15 protein-coding genes are annotated in these 17719 nt (G+C 73.2%); 5 read left to right on the top strand and 10 right to left on the bottom strand.

Going from position 1 to position 17719, the window contains the following annotated elements; translation table 11 throughout:
• Window positions 1-125 precede the first annotated feature (125 nt).
• From R2J75_RS12535 to R2J75_RS12520, 4 genes are all read right to left on the bottom strand, one after another.
• Entirely contained in the window at window positions 126-1535 is a 1410-nt protein-coding gene (locus tag R2J75_RS12535) for a hypothetical protein (protein WP_316410300.1), read from the bottom strand.
• A 71-nt stretch (window positions 1536-1606) separates the two neighbouring features.
• Entirely contained in the window at window positions 1607-2659 is a 1053-nt protein-coding gene (locus R2J75_RS12530; protein ID WP_316410299.1) for a metallophosphoesterase, read from the bottom strand.
• Window positions 2660-2661: 2 nt separating this feature from the next.
• Complete coding sequence (locus R2J75_RS12525) at window positions 2662-5016, bottom strand: ATP-dependent DNA helicase (protein WP_316410298.1); 2355 nt, start codon at window positions 5014-5016, stop codon at window positions 2662-2664.
• Between the two features lie 19 nt (window positions 5017-5035).
• Complete coding sequence (locus R2J75_RS12520) at window positions 5036-5989, bottom strand: diguanylate cyclase domain-containing protein (protein ID WP_316410297.1); 954 nt, start codon at window positions 5987-5989, stop codon at window positions 5036-5038.
• 163 nt (window positions 5990-6152) lie between these two features.
• Here R2J75_RS12520 and R2J75_RS12515 point away from each other — a divergent pair, with 163 nt between their 5' ends.
• Genes R2J75_RS12515 through R2J75_RS12505 form a run of 3 tightly spaced genes read left to right on the top strand, consistent with a single transcriptional unit; the run spans window position 6153 to window position 9369 of the window.
• Entirely contained in the window at window positions 6153-7061 is a 909-nt protein-coding gene (locus R2J75_RS12515) for a nucleotide-binding protein (RefSeq protein ID WP_243331942.1), read from the top strand.
• Window positions 7058-7588, top strand: a complete 531-nt coding sequence (locus tag R2J75_RS12510; RefSeq protein ID WP_243331943.1) for a helix-turn-helix domain-containing protein — start codon at window positions 7058-7060, stop codon at window positions 7586-7588. Before R2J75_RS12515 ends, R2J75_RS12510 begins: the two co-directional genes overlap by 4 nt.
• Window positions 7585-9369 (top strand): TolB-like translocation protein, encoded by a 1785-nt coding sequence (locus R2J75_RS12505; RefSeq protein WP_316410295.1) that lies wholly within the window; start codon window positions 7585-7587, stop codon window positions 9367-9369. The genes R2J75_RS12510 and R2J75_RS12505 overlap by 4 nt, the downstream gene beginning before the upstream one ends.
• A gap of 47 nt (window positions 9370-9416) precedes the next feature.
• Here the strand turns inward: R2J75_RS12505 and R2J75_RS12500 are convergent, their stop codons facing one another.
• The 3 genes from R2J75_RS12500 to R2J75_RS12490 form a co-directional block, all read right to left on the bottom strand.
• Entirely contained in the window at window positions 9417-9923 is a 507-nt protein-coding gene (locus R2J75_RS12500) for a hypothetical protein (protein ID WP_243346594.1), read from the bottom strand.
• Entirely contained in the window at window positions 9917-11317 is a 1401-nt protein-coding gene (locus R2J75_RS12495; protein WP_316410294.1) for an Ig-like domain repeat protein, read from the bottom strand. The genes R2J75_RS12500 and R2J75_RS12495 overlap by 7 nt, the downstream gene beginning before the upstream one ends.
• A 139-nt stretch (window positions 11318-11456) precedes the next feature.
• Entirely contained in the window at window positions 11457-12557 is a 1101-nt protein-coding gene (locus R2J75_RS12490) for an OmpA family protein (protein ID WP_243331947.1), read from the bottom strand.
• A gap of 108 nt (window positions 12558-12665) precedes the next feature.
• Between R2J75_RS12490 and R2J75_RS12485 the strand changes: the two genes are divergently transcribed.
• A complete protein-coding gene (locus R2J75_RS12485; protein WP_243331948.1) occupies window positions 12666-13226 on the top strand; it encodes an HD domain-containing protein in 561 nt (186 codons plus the stop codon).
• Between the two features lie 3 nt (window positions 13227-13229).
• Here R2J75_RS12485 and R2J75_RS12480 read toward each other — a convergent pair whose 3' ends face one another.
• Together R2J75_RS12480 and R2J75_RS12475 are read right to left on the bottom strand one after the other, a co-directional pair.
• Window positions 13230-13580, bottom strand: coding sequence for a nucleotide pyrophosphohydrolase (locus R2J75_RS12480; protein ID WP_243331949.1), 351 nt, complete (start codon window positions 13578-13580; stop codon window positions 13230-13232).
• 23 nt (window positions 13581-13603) lie between these two features.
• Entirely contained in the window at window positions 13604-15736 is a 2133-nt protein-coding gene (locus R2J75_RS12475; protein ID WP_243331950.1) for a S9 family peptidase, read from the bottom strand.
• 132 nt (window positions 15737-15868) lie between these two features.
• Between R2J75_RS12475 and dmeF the strand changes: the two genes are divergently transcribed.
• On the top strand, window positions 15869-16798 hold the full coding sequence (gene dmeF, locus R2J75_RS12470; protein ID WP_243331951.1) for a CDF family Co(II)/Ni(II) efflux transporter DmeF: 930 nt from the start codon (window positions 15869-15871) through the stop codon (window positions 16796-16798).
• A gap of 55 nt (window positions 16799-16853) precedes the next feature.
• Here dmeF and R2J75_RS12465 read toward each other — a convergent pair whose 3' ends face one another.
• Window positions 16854-17678 (bottom strand): aldo/keto reductase, encoded by an 825-nt coding sequence (locus R2J75_RS12465; protein WP_316410293.1) that lies wholly within the window; start codon window positions 17676-17678, stop codon window positions 16854-16856.
• Between the last annotated feature and the right edge of the window lie 41 nt (window positions 17679-17719).

Here is a 17719-nt window from a genome sequence, read left to right as displayed (position 1 = left end):
TCCGCCCATCCGGCGGGAAGCTGTGGATCGGAGTCGCTCATCAAGGGTTCCAGGGGGGGGTGGGATCCTTCCATCCTATCCAAGGCCCGGGCGCCTGCCCACGCCTGTGTCAGGCGGGGCCGGCCTCAGGGCCCCTGGAAGAGCCAGGCCACGGCCTTCCGGACCTGGTCGCCGTCCAACTGGACGATCAGGGACAGGAAGAGACGGCGCTCCTGGAGGGTCTCGAACCCATAGGCGTACGAGGTCAGGCCGCCCAGGGGGGCGTCCGCGTTCAGGCGGGAGGCGAAGCGGGTGCTGCGGCTCTCCCGGTAGGCCGCGTCCACGGTCACGGGACCGCGCTTGACGCCGAACCCGACGGTCCAGCCGAGCACCACGCGCTGGGCGCCGGTCCGGGTGTCCACCATGGGCTGGGGCTCCCGGAACCAGCCCACCCGCAGGGGCAGCACGGTCCGCTCGCCCAGGAAGGTGACCCACTCCGCGCCGGTGTGGAAGGTGGTGACCGTGGGGGTCCGGGTGTCCACGGCCAGGTCGAAGTAGTTGCGGCCGTCGTAGTCGGTGCCCTGGTTGGCGAAGGTGGCCTGGGACCAGGGGGTGCGGCTCCAGTCCGCGGTGAGGAGGAGGGTGGGCAGCGGGTGGAGGCCCACGCCCCAGCCCAGGGTCTCGGGCCAGCGCAGCTCGTAGGGGGTCCGGGCGCCGTGGGTGGTGGTGATGAGGCCGGTGGCGGGGTCGGGCTGGGTGAGGTAGTTCTCGAAGGTGTAGGTGGCGGTGAAGGGGGAGCGGTAGACGAGGCCCAGGTTCACGTACTGGGAACGCCAGATGAGGCCGGCGTTGACGTTCCAGCCCCGGAACTGGTTGCGCTGGGCGAGGACGGAGTCGAAGACGGCCGCGCCGGAGGCCGCCTTCTCCGAGGCGGAGCTGAAATCCCAGCGGCCCCGCCAGAAGTTCACCGAGGCGCCCGCGAGGATGCGGGGGCTGAGCTCCAGGCCCAGTCCCGCCGAGTACATGTCGATGCCCCCGGCCTGGAAGATGGCCTGGGTGACGGTCTGGGGCGCGCCCCCGCCGGGGGGCTGCGCGGCGTAGGCCCGTTCCGCGCCGAAATCGAAGTCGAGGATGCGCTGGTAGCTGAACTGCACGGCCGTGTTCAGGCCGTGGCGCTTCCAGGGGATGGCGATGGACACGAAGGAGGGCCGGGTGTGGCTGTCCCCCCGGGAGGCGTCCTCCCGCGTGGTGGGATCCGTTCCTGCGGGATCGGCGAAGCCGGTGAGCCGGAGGCTGCGGCGGTAGCTCTGCCCCGCCAGGGAGACCTCGGGCAGCAGGAGCTGGCCGAGCCCGGCGGGGTTGAAGGACATGGCCGTGGCGTCGTCGGCGACGGCGATGAAGGCGCCTCCCGTTCCCGCCGCCCGGGCTCCGGCGCCGCCGATGGTGAAGGCCGTCCGCGACTGTTCCGCGATGACCGAGTAGACGCTCTGGGCCCCCAGGCCGCCTCCCGCCAGGAGGAGCGTGGCCAGCGTGCGGATCCGGGGACGGGAAGCCATGGCTCCATTGAACGGGAACCCCGCGGCGGGGCGCAAGCGGCAAGTGCGGCGAACCGGTCCCCCCGGGAGGCTCACGGGTCCAGGGGCGACCGCTTGCCGTCGGCGGTGCCGCGCCAGCGGCGGCCGTCGATCTGGAGCCAGAGCTCGCCGGGCTTGCCATCCTTGAGGCCGGCGTCGATGACGTGGACCTTGCCGCCGTGGAAGGCCGTGATGCGGTCGAGGGTGGTGTGCCCGACCACGACCCGCGCGGCCCCGTAGGCGGCCAGGACCGCGTCCACCTCGGCCGCCGTCGCGTCCTTGGCGGACCCGCCGGGCACGAGGCCGCGGTACCACTGGGGGCCGTAGCGCCCGGTGACGGGGCCGGGGCCCTCCTTCAGCTCCTTCCGGAACTGGGCGTTAACGGCTTCGACGCCGGGATAGGCGGCGGCGAAGGCCGCCGACGGGCCCCCGTGGGTGAAGAGGGTGTCCCCGATGCGGATCATCGCCGGCAGGGACCGGAACCAGCGCCCGAACTCGGTGTCGGGGCCGGTCAGGTAGGGGATGGAGAGGGGCAGGGCCTTGTACTTGGGGACCACGTACCGCAGGTCCCCCCGCATGTCCATGAACTCGTGGTTGCCGATCAGGACGTGGACGGCGCCCCCGGCGGCCCGGGCCTGCTGGGCGAGGCTGCGCAGCAGCCAGAGCGCCTCGGTGACCTGGTCCCCGTAGTCCACGGTGTCCCCGGCCACCACGAGGTGGCCCGCGCCGAAGGCCCAGGCGCCCCGGGCGTCCAGGATCCCCTGGGCCTTCAGCAGCGCCACGAGCGCGTCGCGCTTGCCGTGGATGTCGCTCACGGCGGCCAGGGCGCGCACCGCCGGGAACACCGCCGCCTCGGGGGCGGGGGGCGCGGGGTCCAGGCGCAGGGGGGGCAGGCCGTCCACGGCCAGGAGCCCGGAGGGGGGCAGGTCCGCCACGTCCACCTTCCCTTGGCGCCACCGGAGGACGCGGGCCTGGGCCCCTTCCCAGATGACGTGGGGGCCGTCCTCCACGGAGGCCGAGGCCGCGGGGAGGAGGACCGGGGGCGCCGCCGGCGCCAGGGGCGCCAGGAGGGCGGCGAGGACGAGGGCCAGGAGGGATGGGCGCATGGTCAAGGATCGCAGGAAGCCCAGAAGGCCGCCACGTCCGCCAGGATGGACCGGGACACCAGGGCCCGGGGGTTCCCTGGGATCCAGCCCTCCGGGAAGCCGCAGGTGAAGGTGGGATCCAGGAACCGGCCGTCGAGGAAGATGAGGAGGCCCGCGTCCGTGGGGGTGCGGATCACCCGGCCCGCGGCCTGGACCGCCCGGGCCGTGGCCGGGTACGCGTAGGCGTACTCCCGGCCCCGCCCGTACCGGGCCTGGAAGTGGCGCTTGATGGCCTCCCGCTCCAGGTCGAAGGGGGGCAGGGGCGGACCCACGATCACGCACCCGATGAGGGCCTCCCCGGGCAGGTCGATGCCCTCGGCGAGGGAGCCCCCCTGGACGGCGAGGACCACCACGCCCCGTTCCCCCCGCAGGGCCTCCAGGAGCCCCGCCACCTGGGCCGCGGCGGCCCGCCGGGGCTGGGCCCGCACCCGGAAGTCCGGCAGGTCCAGGTGGGGCAGGGTGCGCTCCAGGAGATCGAAGCTGGGGAAGAAGACGGCGTAGTTGCCCCGGCGCAGGGGCAGCACCCGGGACAGGAAGCCGGCGATGCGGGGCGCCTCCTGCTCCCGGCGGCGCCAGAGGGTGCTGATCTGGGGCACGACGAGGAGCTTCCGGCGGGCGGGAGGGAAGGGCGAGGGCACCTCCGCCTCCCGGGGGGCGGCGGCGTCCAGGCCGCAGAGGCGGCGGTGGTATTCGAAGGGCTTGAGGGTGGCCGAGAAGAGCACCGCGGACGCCAGCCCCGCCATGCGCTCCGCCAGGTGCTCCGAGGCCTCGGCGCAGGTGATCTGGAGGCGACCCGGGGGGATCCAGGTGAGGATGTGCTCGGGGCCCAGCTGGCGGAGGACGCCGCAGAACTCGGACCACCCGCGCTGGAGCTCCGCCAGGGGGTGGGAGGGGCGCAGGTCCTGGCCCCGGGCGGCGGCCTCGGCCACGAGCCGGACGAGGCGGGTCTCCTCGGCGAGGAAGGGGCCCGGCTCCACCATCACCTCCCGGTGGGGGCCGTCGAAGCCCTGGAGGAGGGCGGCGCAGCGCCGGGCCTGCCGCGTGAACCTGCCGCGCAGCCCCCGCTCCCAGCCCGGGGTCCGCCGCTTGCGCAGCTCCTCCAGCCAGGCCAGGTCCAGGCCGGGGCTGAACCAGTCCGCGGCCCGGGCCGGGAGGTTATGGGCCTCGTCCACGAGGACGACGGTGCGCCGCGCCTCCTCCGGCGTCCCGAAGAACCGTGCCAGGGTGGCTCCGGGCGCGAAGGCGTAGTTGTAGTCCCCGATGACGACGTCGGCGTTCCGGGCCGCGTCCAGGGCCAGCTCGAAGGGGCAGAGGACGTGGCGGTCCGCGGCCTCGGCGAGGCTGGGCGGATCGGCGCACCCCAGGGCGGCCAGCTCCTCCAGGACCCCGCAGGTCCGCAGGCGGTCGTAGTAGGCCTCCGCCCGGGGGCAGACCTCGGGCCGGCAGTCCACCTCCGGCTGGGGGCAGACCTTCTCCTTGGCCCGCAGGGTGACGGAGCGCACCGGGTGGCCCTGGGCGCGGATCCGCCGCACGCAGTCCTCGGCCACCTCGAACTGGCTGTTGCGGGGCGTGGCGTAGAAGACCCGCAGATCGTCCCGCAGGGCCTTCTCCAGGGCCGGGTAGAGGACGGCGGCGGTCTTGCCCAGGCCGGTGGGCGCCTGGAGGAGGAGGCGTCCGCCCGCTTCCAGGGTGGTCCGAACCTCGTCCAGGAGGGCGGCCTGCCCGGGGCGGGGGTCCGCGAAGGGAAAGGTCAGCGCCGCGGCCAGCTGCCGCCGTTCCGCCCGCCGGGCTTCGGCCCGGAGCCAGGCCGCGTGCAGGGCCCGCACCCGGGCCTCCACCCAGGCGCCGAAGGTCTCCGGGTCGAAGGCCACGGGGAGCACGGTCTCGGCGCCCTCCAGCAGGTCCACCACGCGGATCCGGCAGGCGGGGGCGAGGCCCGTCCCCCGGCCCTGGATCCAGGCGTAGAGCCGAGCCTGCTGGGCGAAGGGATGGTCCGGTTCCTCCGCCAGGGCCTGGAGGAGGAGGGCGGGCCGGAGCGTGGTCTTGATCTCCTCCACCACGGGGGGGTCCAGGGCCAGGAGCAGGTCCATGCGCCCCCGCACCCGCACCTGGAAACCGTCGGCCTCCAGCTCCGCCAGGACGGGCACCTCGGATCGGCTGCCCGGGTGCTCCCGCTCCAGCCGGCGCTGCACCCGCGCGTGGGCCCGGACGCCCAGGGCCATGGGCTCCTCCTCCAGCACCAGGGCCCGCCGGACATCGATGCTGCCGGTGGGTTCCAGGTCGGCGACGAAATCGCGCACGGAGAGGGAGAGGTCCATCCCCTCCATCCTCCCACGGCTATCCCACGGTCTCCCCATGGAACCGGATGCCGCCCCGGCCGGCGCGCTTCACCTGGTAGAGGGCGCCGTCGGCGGCCCGCAGGAGGGCGTCGCTGTCGGTGCCGTCCGCGGGATGGCAGGCGATGCCGATGCTGATGCCCACCCGGCATTCGGCATCGCCGTGGGGGAAGGGGGCGGCGAGGGCGGCGCGGATCTGCTCCGCCACCCGGAGGGCGTCCTCGGGGCTGTGGATGTCCTCCAGGAGCACGGTGAACTCGTCCCCGCCCATGCGGGCCACGGTGTCGGAGGCGCGCACGGCCTCCTGGAGGCGCCGGGCCACGGCCCCGAGGAGGGCGTCGCCGGCGGCGTGGCCGCAGGTGTCGTTGACGTCCTTGAAGCCGTCCAGGTCCATGTAGAGCAGGGCGAAGGCGGTCTCCCGCCGGTGGGCCCGGGCCAGGGCCTGGGCCAGGCGGTCCATGAACAGGGCGCGGTTCGGCAGGTCCGTGAGCGCGTCGTAGTGGGCCAGGCGGGTCAGCTGGTCCTGCAGGCGCTTGAGCTCGGTGATGTCCTCCTTGACGCCCACGTAGTGGGTGATGCGGCCGTCCTCGTCCCGGATGGGGGAGATGGAGCCGAGCTCCCACACGAACTCGCCCGCCTTGGTGCGGTTGTGGAAGAGGCCGCGCCACTCCTCCCCGGCCCGGATCACGTTCCACAGGTCCCGGTAGAAGCTCTCCGTGTTGTAGCCGCCCTTGAGGACGGAGGGCTTGCGGCCGATGATCTCGTCCGGGGTCCACCCCATGAGGCGGGTGAACTTGGGGTTCACGTACTGGATCACCCCATCGGGATCCGTGATGATGACGGACACGGGACTCTGCTCCACGGCCCGCGTGAGGATGCGGAGGGCGTCGAGCGTGTCAGCTGGCAAGCCGGGTCCGTCGGGGTTGAGTCGGGCGGGCGAGGCGTCGGGGTCCATGGTTGATCCCTAGGTTGACTGAGAGCTTAAGGCAAAAGGTGACCAGATTGATCCAATTTAGTTAAAAATTTACAAGTCCTTTAGGCGGACCTCTCCGAACCCGCGCGATTCGTGGAATAAGCCTTTTCTGATAGGGTGATGGCAACAACCTCACAGGGAGCGCATGCTGATCTGGGCCGTGGGTGGAGGCAAGGGGGGGACGGGCAAGAGCCTGGTCACCAGCGGTCTCGGCCTCAAGCTCGCCGAGCGCGGCCAACGGGTGATCCTGGTGGACGCCGATTTCGGCGGCGCCAACCAGCACACCTACTGCGGCCTCCGCCACCCCGCGGCCAACCTGGGGCGGTTCTTCGACTACAAGGCCTCCCTCGACGAGATCATCCAGGAGACGCGCGTGCCCGGGCTGCGGCTGGTCCCGGGCAACCTGAACTCCGCCAACACCGACGGCCTCAACTCGGCCCAGAAGCAGAAGTTCTTCCGCCACCTCAGGGCCCTGGACGCGGACCACGTGATCCTGGACCTGGGCGCGGGCACCCAGTACGACACGCTGGACAGCTACCTCCTGGCCCAGGTGAAGGTGGCGGTGATCACCCCCGAACCGCTCGCCCTGGAGAACTTCTACCTCTTCGTGAAGAACCTGCAGTTCCGGCAGCTGAGCGGCGTCCTCGCCCACCTCAAGCTCCGGGACCGGGCGCGGGAGGTGTGGAAGGCCCGGGCCGCCCACGGCATCGCCACCGTCCAGGACCTGGCGGCCTTCGTGGGCGCCGAGCATCCCGAGTTCGCGGACCTCTACGCCCAGGCCCGGGGCAACCTGCGCATCCACCTGGTGCTCAACGAGGTCCGGGAGTTCAAGCAGGTGGAGATGGCCTCCGCGGCCCGCAGCGCCGTGCAGAAGTTCTTCGGGATCCCCGTGGACTTCGCCGGGTTCGTCCACCACGACAAGGAGCTCTGGCACCTGTTCGGCCAGGGGGCCAGCCCCGTCCTCAAGGGGGCCTCCTTCGCCATGAACCACGATATGGAATCGGTCCTGGAGGGGATCCTCAAGGCCCGGTCGCAAAGGAGCGGCGAGGCATGACCCGGCTGGGCGAGGCGAAGTGCAGGGAGATCCTGGAGGTGGACGCCTCCGCGGGCCTGGAGGAGATCCGGAGGGCCCACGCCTTCCTCCGCGCCCTCTACGGCGGGGGGGACAGCCCCTTCCCGATGCCGTCCATGGACGAGTTCAGCCCCGAGGCCCGGGCCCGCGTCCTGGAGGAGGTCGAGGCGGCCTTCCAGGAGCTCTGCAGCCTCGTGGAACCGGCGCCCCCGCCGCCTCCCGCCGCCCGGCCCCGGGCCCCCGAGCCCCGGGGGATCCTGGACGGTCCGGCGCTGCGGGCCCTGCGCGAATCCCAGGGCCTCACCCTGGAGCACCTGGCCCAGGAGACCAGCATCCGCATCCCCTTCCTGGCGGCCCTGGAGGCGGAGCGCTTCCAGGACCTGCCCGGCGCCGCCGTCATCGTGCGGGGCTACCTCACGGCCTACCTCGCGGCCCTGGGCGTGGACGCCGAGGCCACGGTGGCCGACTACGCGCGGCGGTGCCAGGCCGCCCAGGGGCGCCGGCCTTGACGCAGGGCGGGGCGAACCTGAGGCAGCGCCTGGCCCCGTGGGCCCTGGGCGCGGTGGCCCTGGCCCTGATGGGGGCGGCCATCCTGGACATGATGCCCGCCCGTCCTGCCCCAGCCTTCCTGCGGCTGGACATGCCCCGGGGCTCCCTGGAATCGGCGTTCTTCGGGCCGGATGGCCGGACCGTCTATGTGTCCGTGCGGGTGGGCGGCAAGGAGCCCGAATCCTTCGCCCTGGCCCCGGACGGGGACGGCTACCGGGGCCTGGGCCCGGGCCCGAGCCGCGTGGTGGGGGTCTCGCCCGAAGGCCAGCCGGCCTTCCTTCGGAACCTGCGCCGGAGCCCGGAAGGCCTCTTGGCTGGGCAGCTGGCGGATCGTGCCGGCCGACCCCTGGCCGAGGGGGACGGGGTGCTGGATGCCGCCTGGTGGGCGCCGGGCTGGGCCCGGCTCCGCCTCGCCGGCGGCCGGCTCCGCCTGGAGCATCCCTCCGGCCGGGTGCTGGTCGAGGCCGACGCGGCCCAGACGACCCTCACCTGCCTCCGGGTGGACCCGACCGGCCGCCAAATCGCCTTCATCGCCACGTCGCCGGAGCGGACGGCGGTGCACATGGTGCGGGAGGACGGCCGGGACCGGGAGCTCCTCATCCGCCCCGCGGGGGCCCCGGGTCCCCAGCCCACCGGCCTGGCCTGGGGACCCGACGGCAGGCTCTGGATCTCCGAATGGGAGGGGGACCAGACCTCCCTGTGGGCCGTCGCCGGCTGGGGCGGGCGCAAGCTGATCTGGCGGGGCGACGGCCTGCGCCAGCTCCTGGACGTGGCGCCGGACGGGCGCTTCCTCCTGGCCAACCAGCGGATCCGGCGCCGCGTCATCCTGGTCCGGGGCGGGACCTCCCGGGAGTTCTCCCTGTTCGAGGGGACCCAGGCCGCCGGGCTCAGCTCGGACGGCCGCACCCTCCTCCTCCTTGAATCCCCCGTGCTGGGCGGAGGCCTGGCCCAGGACCGGGGCTACCTGTGGCGGGAGGGGGAGGAGGCGCCCGCCCAGCTGGGCCAGGGCCGGCCCGTCGCCCTTTGGCCGGCCGGCGACCGCTACCAGTGCGTGCTGGCCCACCTGCGGCCCGAGGTGCGGGAGCCGCGCCTGGGGGACGCCCTCCGGGATGCGGACCTGGAGGCGGGCCACCTCCTGGCCTCGGATCCGCGGGGCCAGCGCACCCTCTGCATCCTGCCCACCGCCCAAGGGCGCGGCCAGGTCCTGTCCCTGCCCGAGGGCTTCCAGGCCCTGGGCCCCGTTCACCCGGCGGGCGAGGCCCTCCTCCTGGCGGCGCAGGGCCCGGCCGGCAAGGCCTGGTACCGATGGGTGCCGGAGGCGGGGGCGCCCGTCGCCCTGGGGCCCTTCCTGGACGGCACCGGTGCGGTCGCCCGGGTTTCGCCCGACGGCCAGCACCTCGCGGTCCCCGCGGCCGGCGGCGGCTGGCGCCTGCTGGCGGCGGCGCCCAGCGCCATCGCCCGTCCGGTGCGGGGCCTGCGGGAGGGCGAGCGTGTCGTCGGCTGGACGGCGGACAGCCGGGGCCTGCTCGTGGCCTCCCCCGCCTGGGCCCTGCCCCTGACCCTGGCGCGCCTGGACCCGGACACCGGCGCCCGGACCCCCGGCAGCGCCACCCGCCTGCCGGACGTCTCCGGCCACCAGGCCATCCCCACCGTCTGGGCCACCCCCGGCGGCGGCGCCCTCGCCCTCACCTGCGAACGCCGCATCTCCGAGCTGTTCCGCGTTGAAGGCGTGGGCCGCTAGCCATCCTGTATTGGCCCCGCATTCATTGCGGGGCCAATACAGGATGGCTAGCGGGGTTCGAGGCGGAGCGTGATCGTGGTCGCGGCCGTGAGGTCGACGGAGGTGGTGCCGGCAAGATCGATGGCGGCGACCCCGCGGAGGGCGACGTTCGCGGAGGCCTGGAGGTCGGCGGCGGTGACGCGGAAGCCCGGGAGGACGCGGAGGTCCACGGCCACGAAGGGGCCCTCCCAGGCCTTCCGCCGGAGGTTGACCAGGGCGAGGTCCAGCTGGCCCCGCGCGCGCTGGAACCGCGCCGAGGCCAGGATGGGCCGGCCCTGGGGGGCGATCAGGGCGTCCTCGAACACCCGGTCCGTCTCGGGGTTGGCGGCCACCAGGACGCCAGGGGGGAGCTGGAGGTCCAGGGCCAGGCCCGTCACGGGAGTCGGCGGCGGAACGGCCCAGGTGGCGTTGAGCCACAGCCGGTAAGGGCCCGGCGGGAGCGGCGGGGCCGGCGCGGCGGGACCCGCCGCCACCGCCGCCGCCAGGATCCAGGGGAGGAGGGGCGGCCCTACCATAGGCCCAGGGCGAAGGTGAGGGCCATGGCGGCGTCGTCGACGCCGAGCTGGTGATCGCCCCACAGGGGCCCCTCGCCCAGGGGGGCCAGATCGTAGTCGAAGACCTCGTCGGGGGTGGCTTCAGCCAGCCCCGTGATGCAGTCCAGGATGCGCTTCACGTCCGCCATCCCGTAGGCGGTGGAGACGGGGGCGGCGGCCCGGATGATCTGCCGGTGGGCGCGCAGGGGCACGCCGTCCGGGCCCGGGGCCTCCAGGGTCGCGGTGTAGAGGCCGACCCCCTCGAAGCTCATGGTGCCATTCACCTGCGTCCGGTCCGGGGCGGCCTCGAGGGCCTGGTGGAGGCCCGGCGCCCGCAGGGTCACGGCGAGGCCCGGGGCGGGCGCGGCCGTGGCGGCCACCAGGTCCAGGGCCTCCAGGCTCGTGACCCGGTCCTCCCGCGGGGTGGGGAAGGCCAGGAGCGGGCCGGGACGGAGGAAGACCGTGCGGTGGGCCCAGCCGGCCTCGTCCCCATCCCCGATGCGGAAGTCGAGGCTGTTCGCCCCCGGGGCCAGGCGGAGCCGCAGGGTGAAGCGCTTGTCCTCCAGGGGCACCGCGAAGGGGACCCCCTGGTTGAGGGTGCAGGTGAGGAGCAGGGAATCGGAGGGGGTGCCGGGGGCGTGGACGTCGCCGGCCAGGGTCAGGTCCGCGTCCGGGGTGCCTGCCCCGTCCCCGAGGTCCTCCAGGAAGAGGCGCGGGGCGCGCGCCCGGACCGTCACCGTGCGGGTGGCGCGGGTCTCCTGGCCCGCCCGGTCCCGGGCCACCACGGTGATGGGGTTGGCCCCCTCCCGGCCGAGGAGGGCCCAGGCGAAGGTGCCGTCGGGGTCCACGGGGACCTTGGCGCCGTTCACCCAGACGCTGGGCTGGCCAAGCGGGCTGGCCGCGCGTCCCCGGAGGGTGATCACGGGGGCCGCCTGGACCGCGCCGTCCGGGAGCATCCACAGGTCCAGGCGCGGGGGGGGCTGGGCGGGGCGGACGCGCAGGCTCAGGGGGGCCGAGGCCGCGGGGGCCTGGGTCGCCGTGCCGGGGTAGAGGGCGGTCAGCACGTGGAGGCCCTCGGCCAGCCGGGGCAGGGTGAACACCGCGGGGCCGGAGCCGGCGGGGCGGATGGCGACCACGCGGCCCCCGTCCAGCAGGGTGAGGGGGGGGCGCCGGGTCCCCTCCGGCTCCCGGGAGGCCAGGGTGGCGACCACCTCCACGGGCTGGCCCCAGAGGACGTCCGAGGCGTCCGCCGCCAGCTGGAGCTGGGTGGGCGCCGGCTCCCGGGCCCCGAGGAGGGTGGCGGCCAGCAGGAGGGGCCAAGCGAGGCGGAGGGGGCCAAGTCCCCATCCTGCCGCTTTTCCGACCGCTTCAAGCACCGCCTCGCCACCCTGGAGTCAACGCTCCCAAGTTAGGCGGGACGGCCGAACTGTCAAAAATTATTTATAATTCGATGGGTCCCGGTACGCGAACGGGGCCGGCTGAGCCGGCCCCGTGGCGGGAAGCGTTCGACCAGGCTCAGTCCTTGGCCTTGCCCTCTTCCAGGTCGGTGGTGATGGTGCGGGTTTCAACCTGGGCACCCTTGGCCTTCACCTCGATCTCCACCCGGCGGTTGCGGGCCTGGCCTTCGGCCGTCTTGTTGTCCGCGATGGGCTCGTCGGGGCCCACACCGGCGGTGGTGACGTTGGCGGCGGGGATGCCGGAGGCCACGAGCACCTTGGCGACCGCGTCGGCCCGGCGCTTGCTGAGGGCCTTGTTGAAGGCGGCCTTGCCCACGGAGGAGGTGTGGCCGGTGACGTGGAGGGTGTACTCGCCCTTGAACTCCTTGAGCTTCCCGGCGACCTTCCGGATGGCGTCCACGCCCTTGGCGGGGAGGACGTTGCTGCCGTTGGCGAAGTGGAGGACCGCGTTGTCCAGGGTGATCTTCACGGGCGCGGGGGCCGGGGGCGGCGGGGGAGGAGGCGGCGGCACGGGCTTGGCGACCACCGGCGGCGGCGGCGGCGGAGGCGGGGGCACGGGCTTCTCGACGACGGGCGGCGGAGGCGGAGGCAGGGGCGCAGGGGCGGGCGCGGGCGCCGCCACGGGGGCGGTCTTGACGCCCCAGCGGTAGCCCAGGCCGACCAGCGCCTGGAACTCGGAGCGCTTGGTGGAGCTCGCCAGCTTGACGCCGCGGCCTTCCAGGGTCGCCATGAAGTTGGCGGGCAGCAGGTACTGCAGGCCGACGCCGGCGGCGCCGGTGAAGGTGTTCACGCTCTTGGTGTCCTCGGACCAGGGCACCGTGGTGCGGGTGAGGCCGGCGCCGAGGCGCAGGAAGGGACGGACCTTCTCGGAGGAGGTGTCCCAGCAGTACAGGCCCGACAGGAAGCCCTGGTATTCGCGGCCGCTGAAGTAGGTCAGGGTGTTCTCGGCGGCCATGGTCGCCTTGAGGGCGGAGGCCTCGATGCCCCAGCGGTTGGTGATCCACCAGCCGAGAGAACCGCCGTAACCGGGGCCGTCCTTGACGGGGGAGTAGGAGGGGACGATATAGGCCGCCTGGGCGGAGACCCACTTGGCACCTTCCTGGGCCTGGGCCCCCGTGGCCGCGGCCACGAGCAGCAGTACGCACGGGTTGAATTTCAAGGAGACCTCCTCGGAAAAAGCGGATGGATGGCCTTTAGACTAAAACCAACCTATCCAGTGTCAATTATTTTCACTTCCCTGGTCTATGCTCGAAGACGGGAGGACGCCATGCTCACACGGGACGAGGCGCTGTCGCTCATGCACGAATGGACGCCGTCGGAGCGGCTCCGCATCCACGCCCTGGGGGTGGCGCGGGTGATGGAGGACCTCGCCCGGCGCCTGGGCCAGGACCCGGAGGTCTACGGCGTGGCGGGCCTCCTGCACGACGCCGACTACGACCGCTGGCCGGAGGAGCACCCGGCCCGGATCGTGGCGTGGCTGGAGGCCCGGGGGGAGGCGGAACTCGCCCGGGCCATCGCCGCCCACGCCACAGTGCGCACCGGCGTCCGGGCCGAATCCCTCCTGGAGCGGGCCCTGGTGGCCTCGGACGAGGTGACCGGCTTCGTCACGGCCTGCGCCCTGGTCCGCCCCCAGCGCACCGAAGGCCTCGAGCCCCGGAGCATCCGCAAGAAGATGAAGACCCCCGCCTTCGCCGCCGGCGTGGACCGGGAGGAGCTGATCGAAGGCTTCCGGCGCCTCGCCGAGCTCATCGGCGGCACCGAGGACGAGCACTTCCAGCGCGTGGTGGACGTGCTCCACGCCCACCGCGCCGAACTGGGCCTGGCCTGAGGCTCAGAGCTCCCCGTACTTGCGCGCGTTGCCCCGGGCCTTGTCGGCGGGGTAGCGCGCGGCGTTGAGGACCATCTTGGCCCGGGCGGCCTCCACCAGATCGAAATCCAGCCGGTCCGCGAGGCGCGTGAGGTACAGGAGCACGTCGGCGGCCTCCTGGCGCACCCGCTCCAAGTGGGCGGGCGCCAGGTCCCGGCTTTCGGCCTCCGTGAGCCACTGGAACTCGGCGGCCAGCTCCCCGGCCTCGCCCGTGAGGGCCATGGCCAGGTTCTTGGGGCTGTGGTAGACCTCCCAGTCCCGCTCGGCGGCGAAGGCCCGGAGGGCGAGGGTCAGGTCGGCGAGGGAATCGGCCATGACCCATTATGGCAGGGGCGGGATCAGCGGCGGAGGCCCACCTGGTCGAGGATCCAGGCCAGCTCGAAGGCGCGGTCCTTCAGGGCGTCGTAGCGGCCCGAGGCGCCGCCGTGGCCGGCGGGCTCCATCTTGATCTTCAGGAGCAGGGGGTTGGCGTCCGTCTTGAGGGTGCGCATCCGGGCCACGTACTTGGCGGGCTCCCAGTACATCACCTGGCTGTCGTTGAAGCTCGTGGTGACGAGGATGGAGGGGTAGGCCTTGCGGGCCAGGTTGTCGTAGGGGCTGTAGGCGCGCATGTAGTCGAAGGCGGCCTTCTCGTTGGGGTTGCCCCACTCCAGGTACTCGCCGACGGTGAGCGGCAGGGTGGCGTCCATCATGGTGTTCATGACGTCCACGAAGGGCACGGCGCTGTGCACGGCCTTGAAGAGCTCAGGCCGCAGGTTGGTGACGGCACCCGTGAGGAGGCCGCCGGCGCTGCCGCCCTCGATGACGAGCCGGGAGCTCGACGTCCACTTCTCGCGCACGAGGTACTCGGCCGAATCGATGAAGTCGTTGAAGGTGTTCATCTTCTTCATCAGCATTCCGTCCCGGTGCCAGCCCTCCCCCAGTTCGTTCCCGCCGCGGATGTGGGCGACGCAGAAGACCATCCCCCGGTCCAGGAGGCTCAGCCGCTGGCTCTGGAAGGAGGCCGGCATGCCGTACCCGTACGATCCGTAGCCGTAGAGGAGCAGCGGCGCCGAGCCGTCCCGGGGCGTGCCCTTCCGGTAGACGATGGAGAGGGGGACGCGGACCCCGTCCCGGGCGGTGGCCCAGAGGCGTTCGGTGGCGTACTTGGAGGGGTCGTAGCCGCCCAGGACCTCGGTGGCCTTCAGGAGGGTGCGGTTCCCGGTGGCCATGTCCACGTCGTAGACGGCGGGGGGGGTCACCATGGACTGGTAGCTGATCCGGTAGGTCCGCGACCCGAAATCGGGGGTTCCCGCGGGCCCGGCCGCGTAGACCTGCTCGGGGAAGGCGATCTCGCGCCAGGCGCCCTTCGCGGGGTCGAAGACCCGGAACCGGTCGAGGCCGGCGGTCTTCTCCTGGGCGACGACGAAGTCGCGGTAGCAGTCGATGTCCTCGAGCAGCACGTCCTCGCGGCCCGGCAGGACCTCCTTCCACGCCCGGGGGCCGGGGTTGGCGGCGGGGGCGGTGACGAGGCGGAAGTTGACGGCGCCCCGGTTGGTGCGGATCCAGAAGGCGCCGGCCCGGTGGTCCACGGCGTACTTGTGGCCCTTCTCCCGGGGCGCCACCGCACGGAAGGCGCCCTTGGGCCGATCGGCCCGGAGGCAGCGGGTCTCCCAGGTGTCCGTGCTTCGCGTCTCCATGAGCAGGAAGGCGCCGTCCCGGGTGCGGCCGATGCCGGTGGTGAACAGTTCGTCCGGCTCGTGGCGCACGAGGGTGGGCCGCTTGGCCCCGGGATCCAGGCGCCAGACACGGTCCGACCGCTTGGTGACCGCATCCTCCGTCGCGAAGAACAGGTGCCGGCCGTCGGCGGCCCAGGCGACACTGGTCACCCGCTCCGCCACCCGGGGGCCGACCGCGCCGGTGCGCAGGTCCTTCACGTAGAGCTCGTACTGCCGGTAGCCCGTGGTGTCGAGGGCGTAGGCCAGGCGGTGCCCGTCGTCGCTCACGGCCGTGGCGCCCAGGCCCAGGAACTTGCGGCCCTGGGCCAGGGCGTTGAGGTCCAGGATCACCTGCTCGGGGGCGGCGGGGTCGTAGGCGCCGTCCGCGCCGGCCCGGCGGCGGCAGCGGATGGGGTACTGCTTCCCCTCTTCCGTGCGCTGGTAGTAGTACCAGCCCCGGTTGACCTGGGGCACGGACAGGTCGGTCTGCTTGATCCGGCCCAGCATCTCGGCGTAGAGGGCGTCGGCGAAGGGCTGGAGCTCGCGGGTGACGGCGGCCGTGTAGGCGTTCTCCGCCTCCAGGTAGGCCACCACCTGGGGGTTCGCCTTCTCCCGGAGCCAGAACCAGGGATCGTGGACCTGCTCCCCGTGCCACACGGACACGTGGTCGATCTGCGGGGCGACGGGCGGGGTGGGGGTCTGGGCCATGAGGCAACCGTAGGCGAAGGTGGCCGCGAAGGCCAGCAGGTTACGGGAGGGGCGGGATCGCAGCACGACAGACCCTTTCAAAGGCAGGAATGCCCCATTCTCCCCCCAGGAGAGGGCGGTCGTCCACGGGGACGAAGCCTCCCCGGCGGGGTGGTGCCCGGGATCCGGGTTTCATGGTTTCCTGGGGGGGAGGAACCCATGAACGCCCTGTCCGGTCCCCCCCTCCACAGCCACGCCTTCGATACCGGCAACGCCGCGGGCGAGCGAGGCACCCGCCTCGTCCTGGGCATCACCCTGGCCACCATGGTGGTGGAGATCGCGGCGGGGTGGTGGTTCAACTCCATGGCCCTCCTCGCCGACGGCTGGCACATGAGCTCCCACGCGGTGGCCATCGGGGTCAGCGCCCTGGCGTACCGGGTCGCCCGGCGTCAGGCGGGCAGCGGGCGGTACGCCTTCGGCACCTGGAAGATCGAGATCCTCGGCGGGTTCGCCAGCGCCCTCTTCCTCCTGGTGGTGGCCGCCCTCATGGTGGGGGGCAGCCTCGAGCGCCTCTTCGATCCGCGCCCCATCGCCTACCGGGAGGCCATCGCCGTCGCCATCCTGGGCCTCCTCGTCAACCTGGCCTGCGCCTTCATCCTCGGCCAGTCCCACGGCGGCCACGACCACGGCCACGACCACGGGCATGGCCACGCGGACCTCAACCTGCGCTCCGCCTACCTGCACGTCCTCGCCGACGCCGCCACCTCCGTCCTGGCGATTCTCGCCCTCGCCGGGGGCCTCGTCTTCGGCTGGCGCTGGCTGGACCCCGCCATGGGCTTCGCCGGGGCGGTCCTGGTGGCGGTCTGGGCCCGGGGCCTCCTGCGCGACACCTCCCGGGTGCTCCTGGACGCCGAGAACGACGCCCCGGTGGCCGGCGAGATCCGGGAGGTGGTGGCCGCCCATCCGGCGTGGGGGCCCGCCGTCCAGGTCGCGGACCTGCACGTGTGGCAGGTGGGCAAGGGCCGTTTCGCCTGCATCCTGGCCCTGTCCGGCACCGACCCCGGCCTCGCGCCCGAGGCCGTCCACGCCGCCCTGGCCATCCATGAGGAGATCGTGCACCTCACGGTGGAGCTGAGGGAGGTCCGCTAGGCGGTCTCCCCGCATCCGTCCGGCCGACGCGGGCCTTCGGGGACAGGGCCCGGGTTCAGCGCCGGGGGACGGTGCCGGTCAGGCCATCGAGCCAAGCCATGTCCTCGGCCGAAAGCTGGAAGTCCACCTCCAGATTCTGGCGGATGCGGGCCGGCGTCACCGACTTGGGCAGGACGATGAGGCCCTTCTGGAGGGCGTGGCGGAGGCAGAGCTGGGGGAGGGTCACGCCCAGGCGCTGGGCCAGGCTGGCGAGGTCGGGGTTCGCGAGGAGGCGCCCGGTGGCCAGGGGGGAGTAGGCCTCCACGGCGATGGCCCGCGCCTGGCAGAAGGCCACCAGGGAGGGCTGGGTGTCGCCGATGAAGAACCGGATCTGGTTCACCATCGGCGCCACGTCGCACACCTCCAGGAGGCCGCCCAATTCGGCCTCGTTGAAGTTGGAGACTCCGATGGCGCGGACGCGGCCGTCGGCGTAGAGCCGCTCGAACACCTTCCAGATGGCCTTGTTCTGGGCCATGCAGTCCAGCCCGATGCGGCTCCAGGGCCAGGGGGCGTGGATGAGGTAGAGGTCCAGCTGGTCGAGGCCCAGGGCCGCCATCGTCGCGTCGAAGGCCGCCAGGACCCGGCCGGAATCCTTCTCCTCCGCCGGGAGCTTGCTGGTCACGAAGACCTCCTCCCTGCGCAGGCCGCTGGCGCGGAGGGCCCGGCCCACGCTGGCCTCGTTCCCATAGGCCCGCGCCGTGTCGATGTGGCGGTACCCGCTGGCGAGGGCGCAGGTCACGGCGTCGAAGGCGGCGGGGCCCTCGGGGATCTGCCAGGTCCCGAAGCCGAGGGCGGGCACGGCGACGCCGTTGGAGAGGAGGATGGGGGGCGGGGTGGTCATGGGGCCTCCGGCAGGGCTCCAGCTTGGGGCAGGGCCGGGTC

The sequence above is a fragment of the Mesoterricola sediminis genome (genome assembly GCF_030295425.1).
GTDB lineage: Bacteria > Acidobacteriota > Holophagae > Holophagales > Holophagaceae > Mesoterricola > Mesoterricola sediminis.
Note: the sequence above shows the minus strand (reverse complement) of the source record. Positions and strands in the feature narration are given on the sequence as shown.

Excerpts from the sequence above, each read along its gene's own strand:
- R2J75_RS12535 (WP_316410300.1), bottom strand. The coding sequence starts at position 1,535 with ATGGCTTCCCGTCCCCGGATCCGCACGCTGGCCACGCTCCTCCTGGCG.
- R2J75_RS12530 (WP_316410299.1), bottom strand. The coding sequence starts at position 2,659 with ATGCGCCCATCCCTCCTGGCCCTCGTCCTCGCCGCCCTCCTGGCGCCC.
- R2J75_RS12525 (WP_316410298.1), bottom strand. The coding sequence starts at position 5,016 with ATGGACCTCTCCCTCTCCGTGCGCGATTTCGTCGCCGACCTGGAACCC.
- R2J75_RS12520 (WP_316410297.1), bottom strand. The coding sequence starts at position 5,989 with ATGGACCCCGACGCCTCGCCCGCCCGACTCAACCCCGACGGACCCGGC.
- R2J75_RS12515 (WP_243331942.1), top strand. The coding sequence starts at position 6,153 with ATGCTGATCTGGGCCGTGGGTGGAGGCAAGGGGGGGACGGGCAAGAGC.
- R2J75_RS12510 (WP_243331943.1), top strand. The coding sequence starts at position 7,058 with ATGACCCGGCTGGGCGAGGCGAAGTGCAGGGAGATCCTGGAGGTGGAC.
- R2J75_RS12500 (WP_243346594.1), bottom strand. The coding sequence starts at position 9,923 with ATGGTAGGGCCGCCCCTCCTCCCCTGGATCCTGGCGGCGGCGGTGGCG.
- R2J75_RS12485 (WP_243331948.1), top strand. The coding sequence starts at position 12,666 with ATGCTCACACGGGACGAGGCGCTGTCGCTCATGCACGAATGGACGCCG.
- R2J75_RS12480 (WP_243331949.1), bottom strand. The coding sequence starts at position 13,580 with ATGGCCGATTCCCTCGCCGACCTGACCCTCGCCCTCCGGGCCTTCGCC.
- dmeF (WP_243331951.1), top strand. The coding sequence starts at position 15,869 with ATGAACGCCCTGTCCGGTCCCCCCCTCCACAGCCACGCCTTCGATACC.
- R2J75_RS12465 (WP_316410293.1), bottom strand. The coding sequence starts at position 17,678 with ATGACCACCCCGCCCCCCATCCTCCTCTCCAACGGCGTCGCCGTGCCC.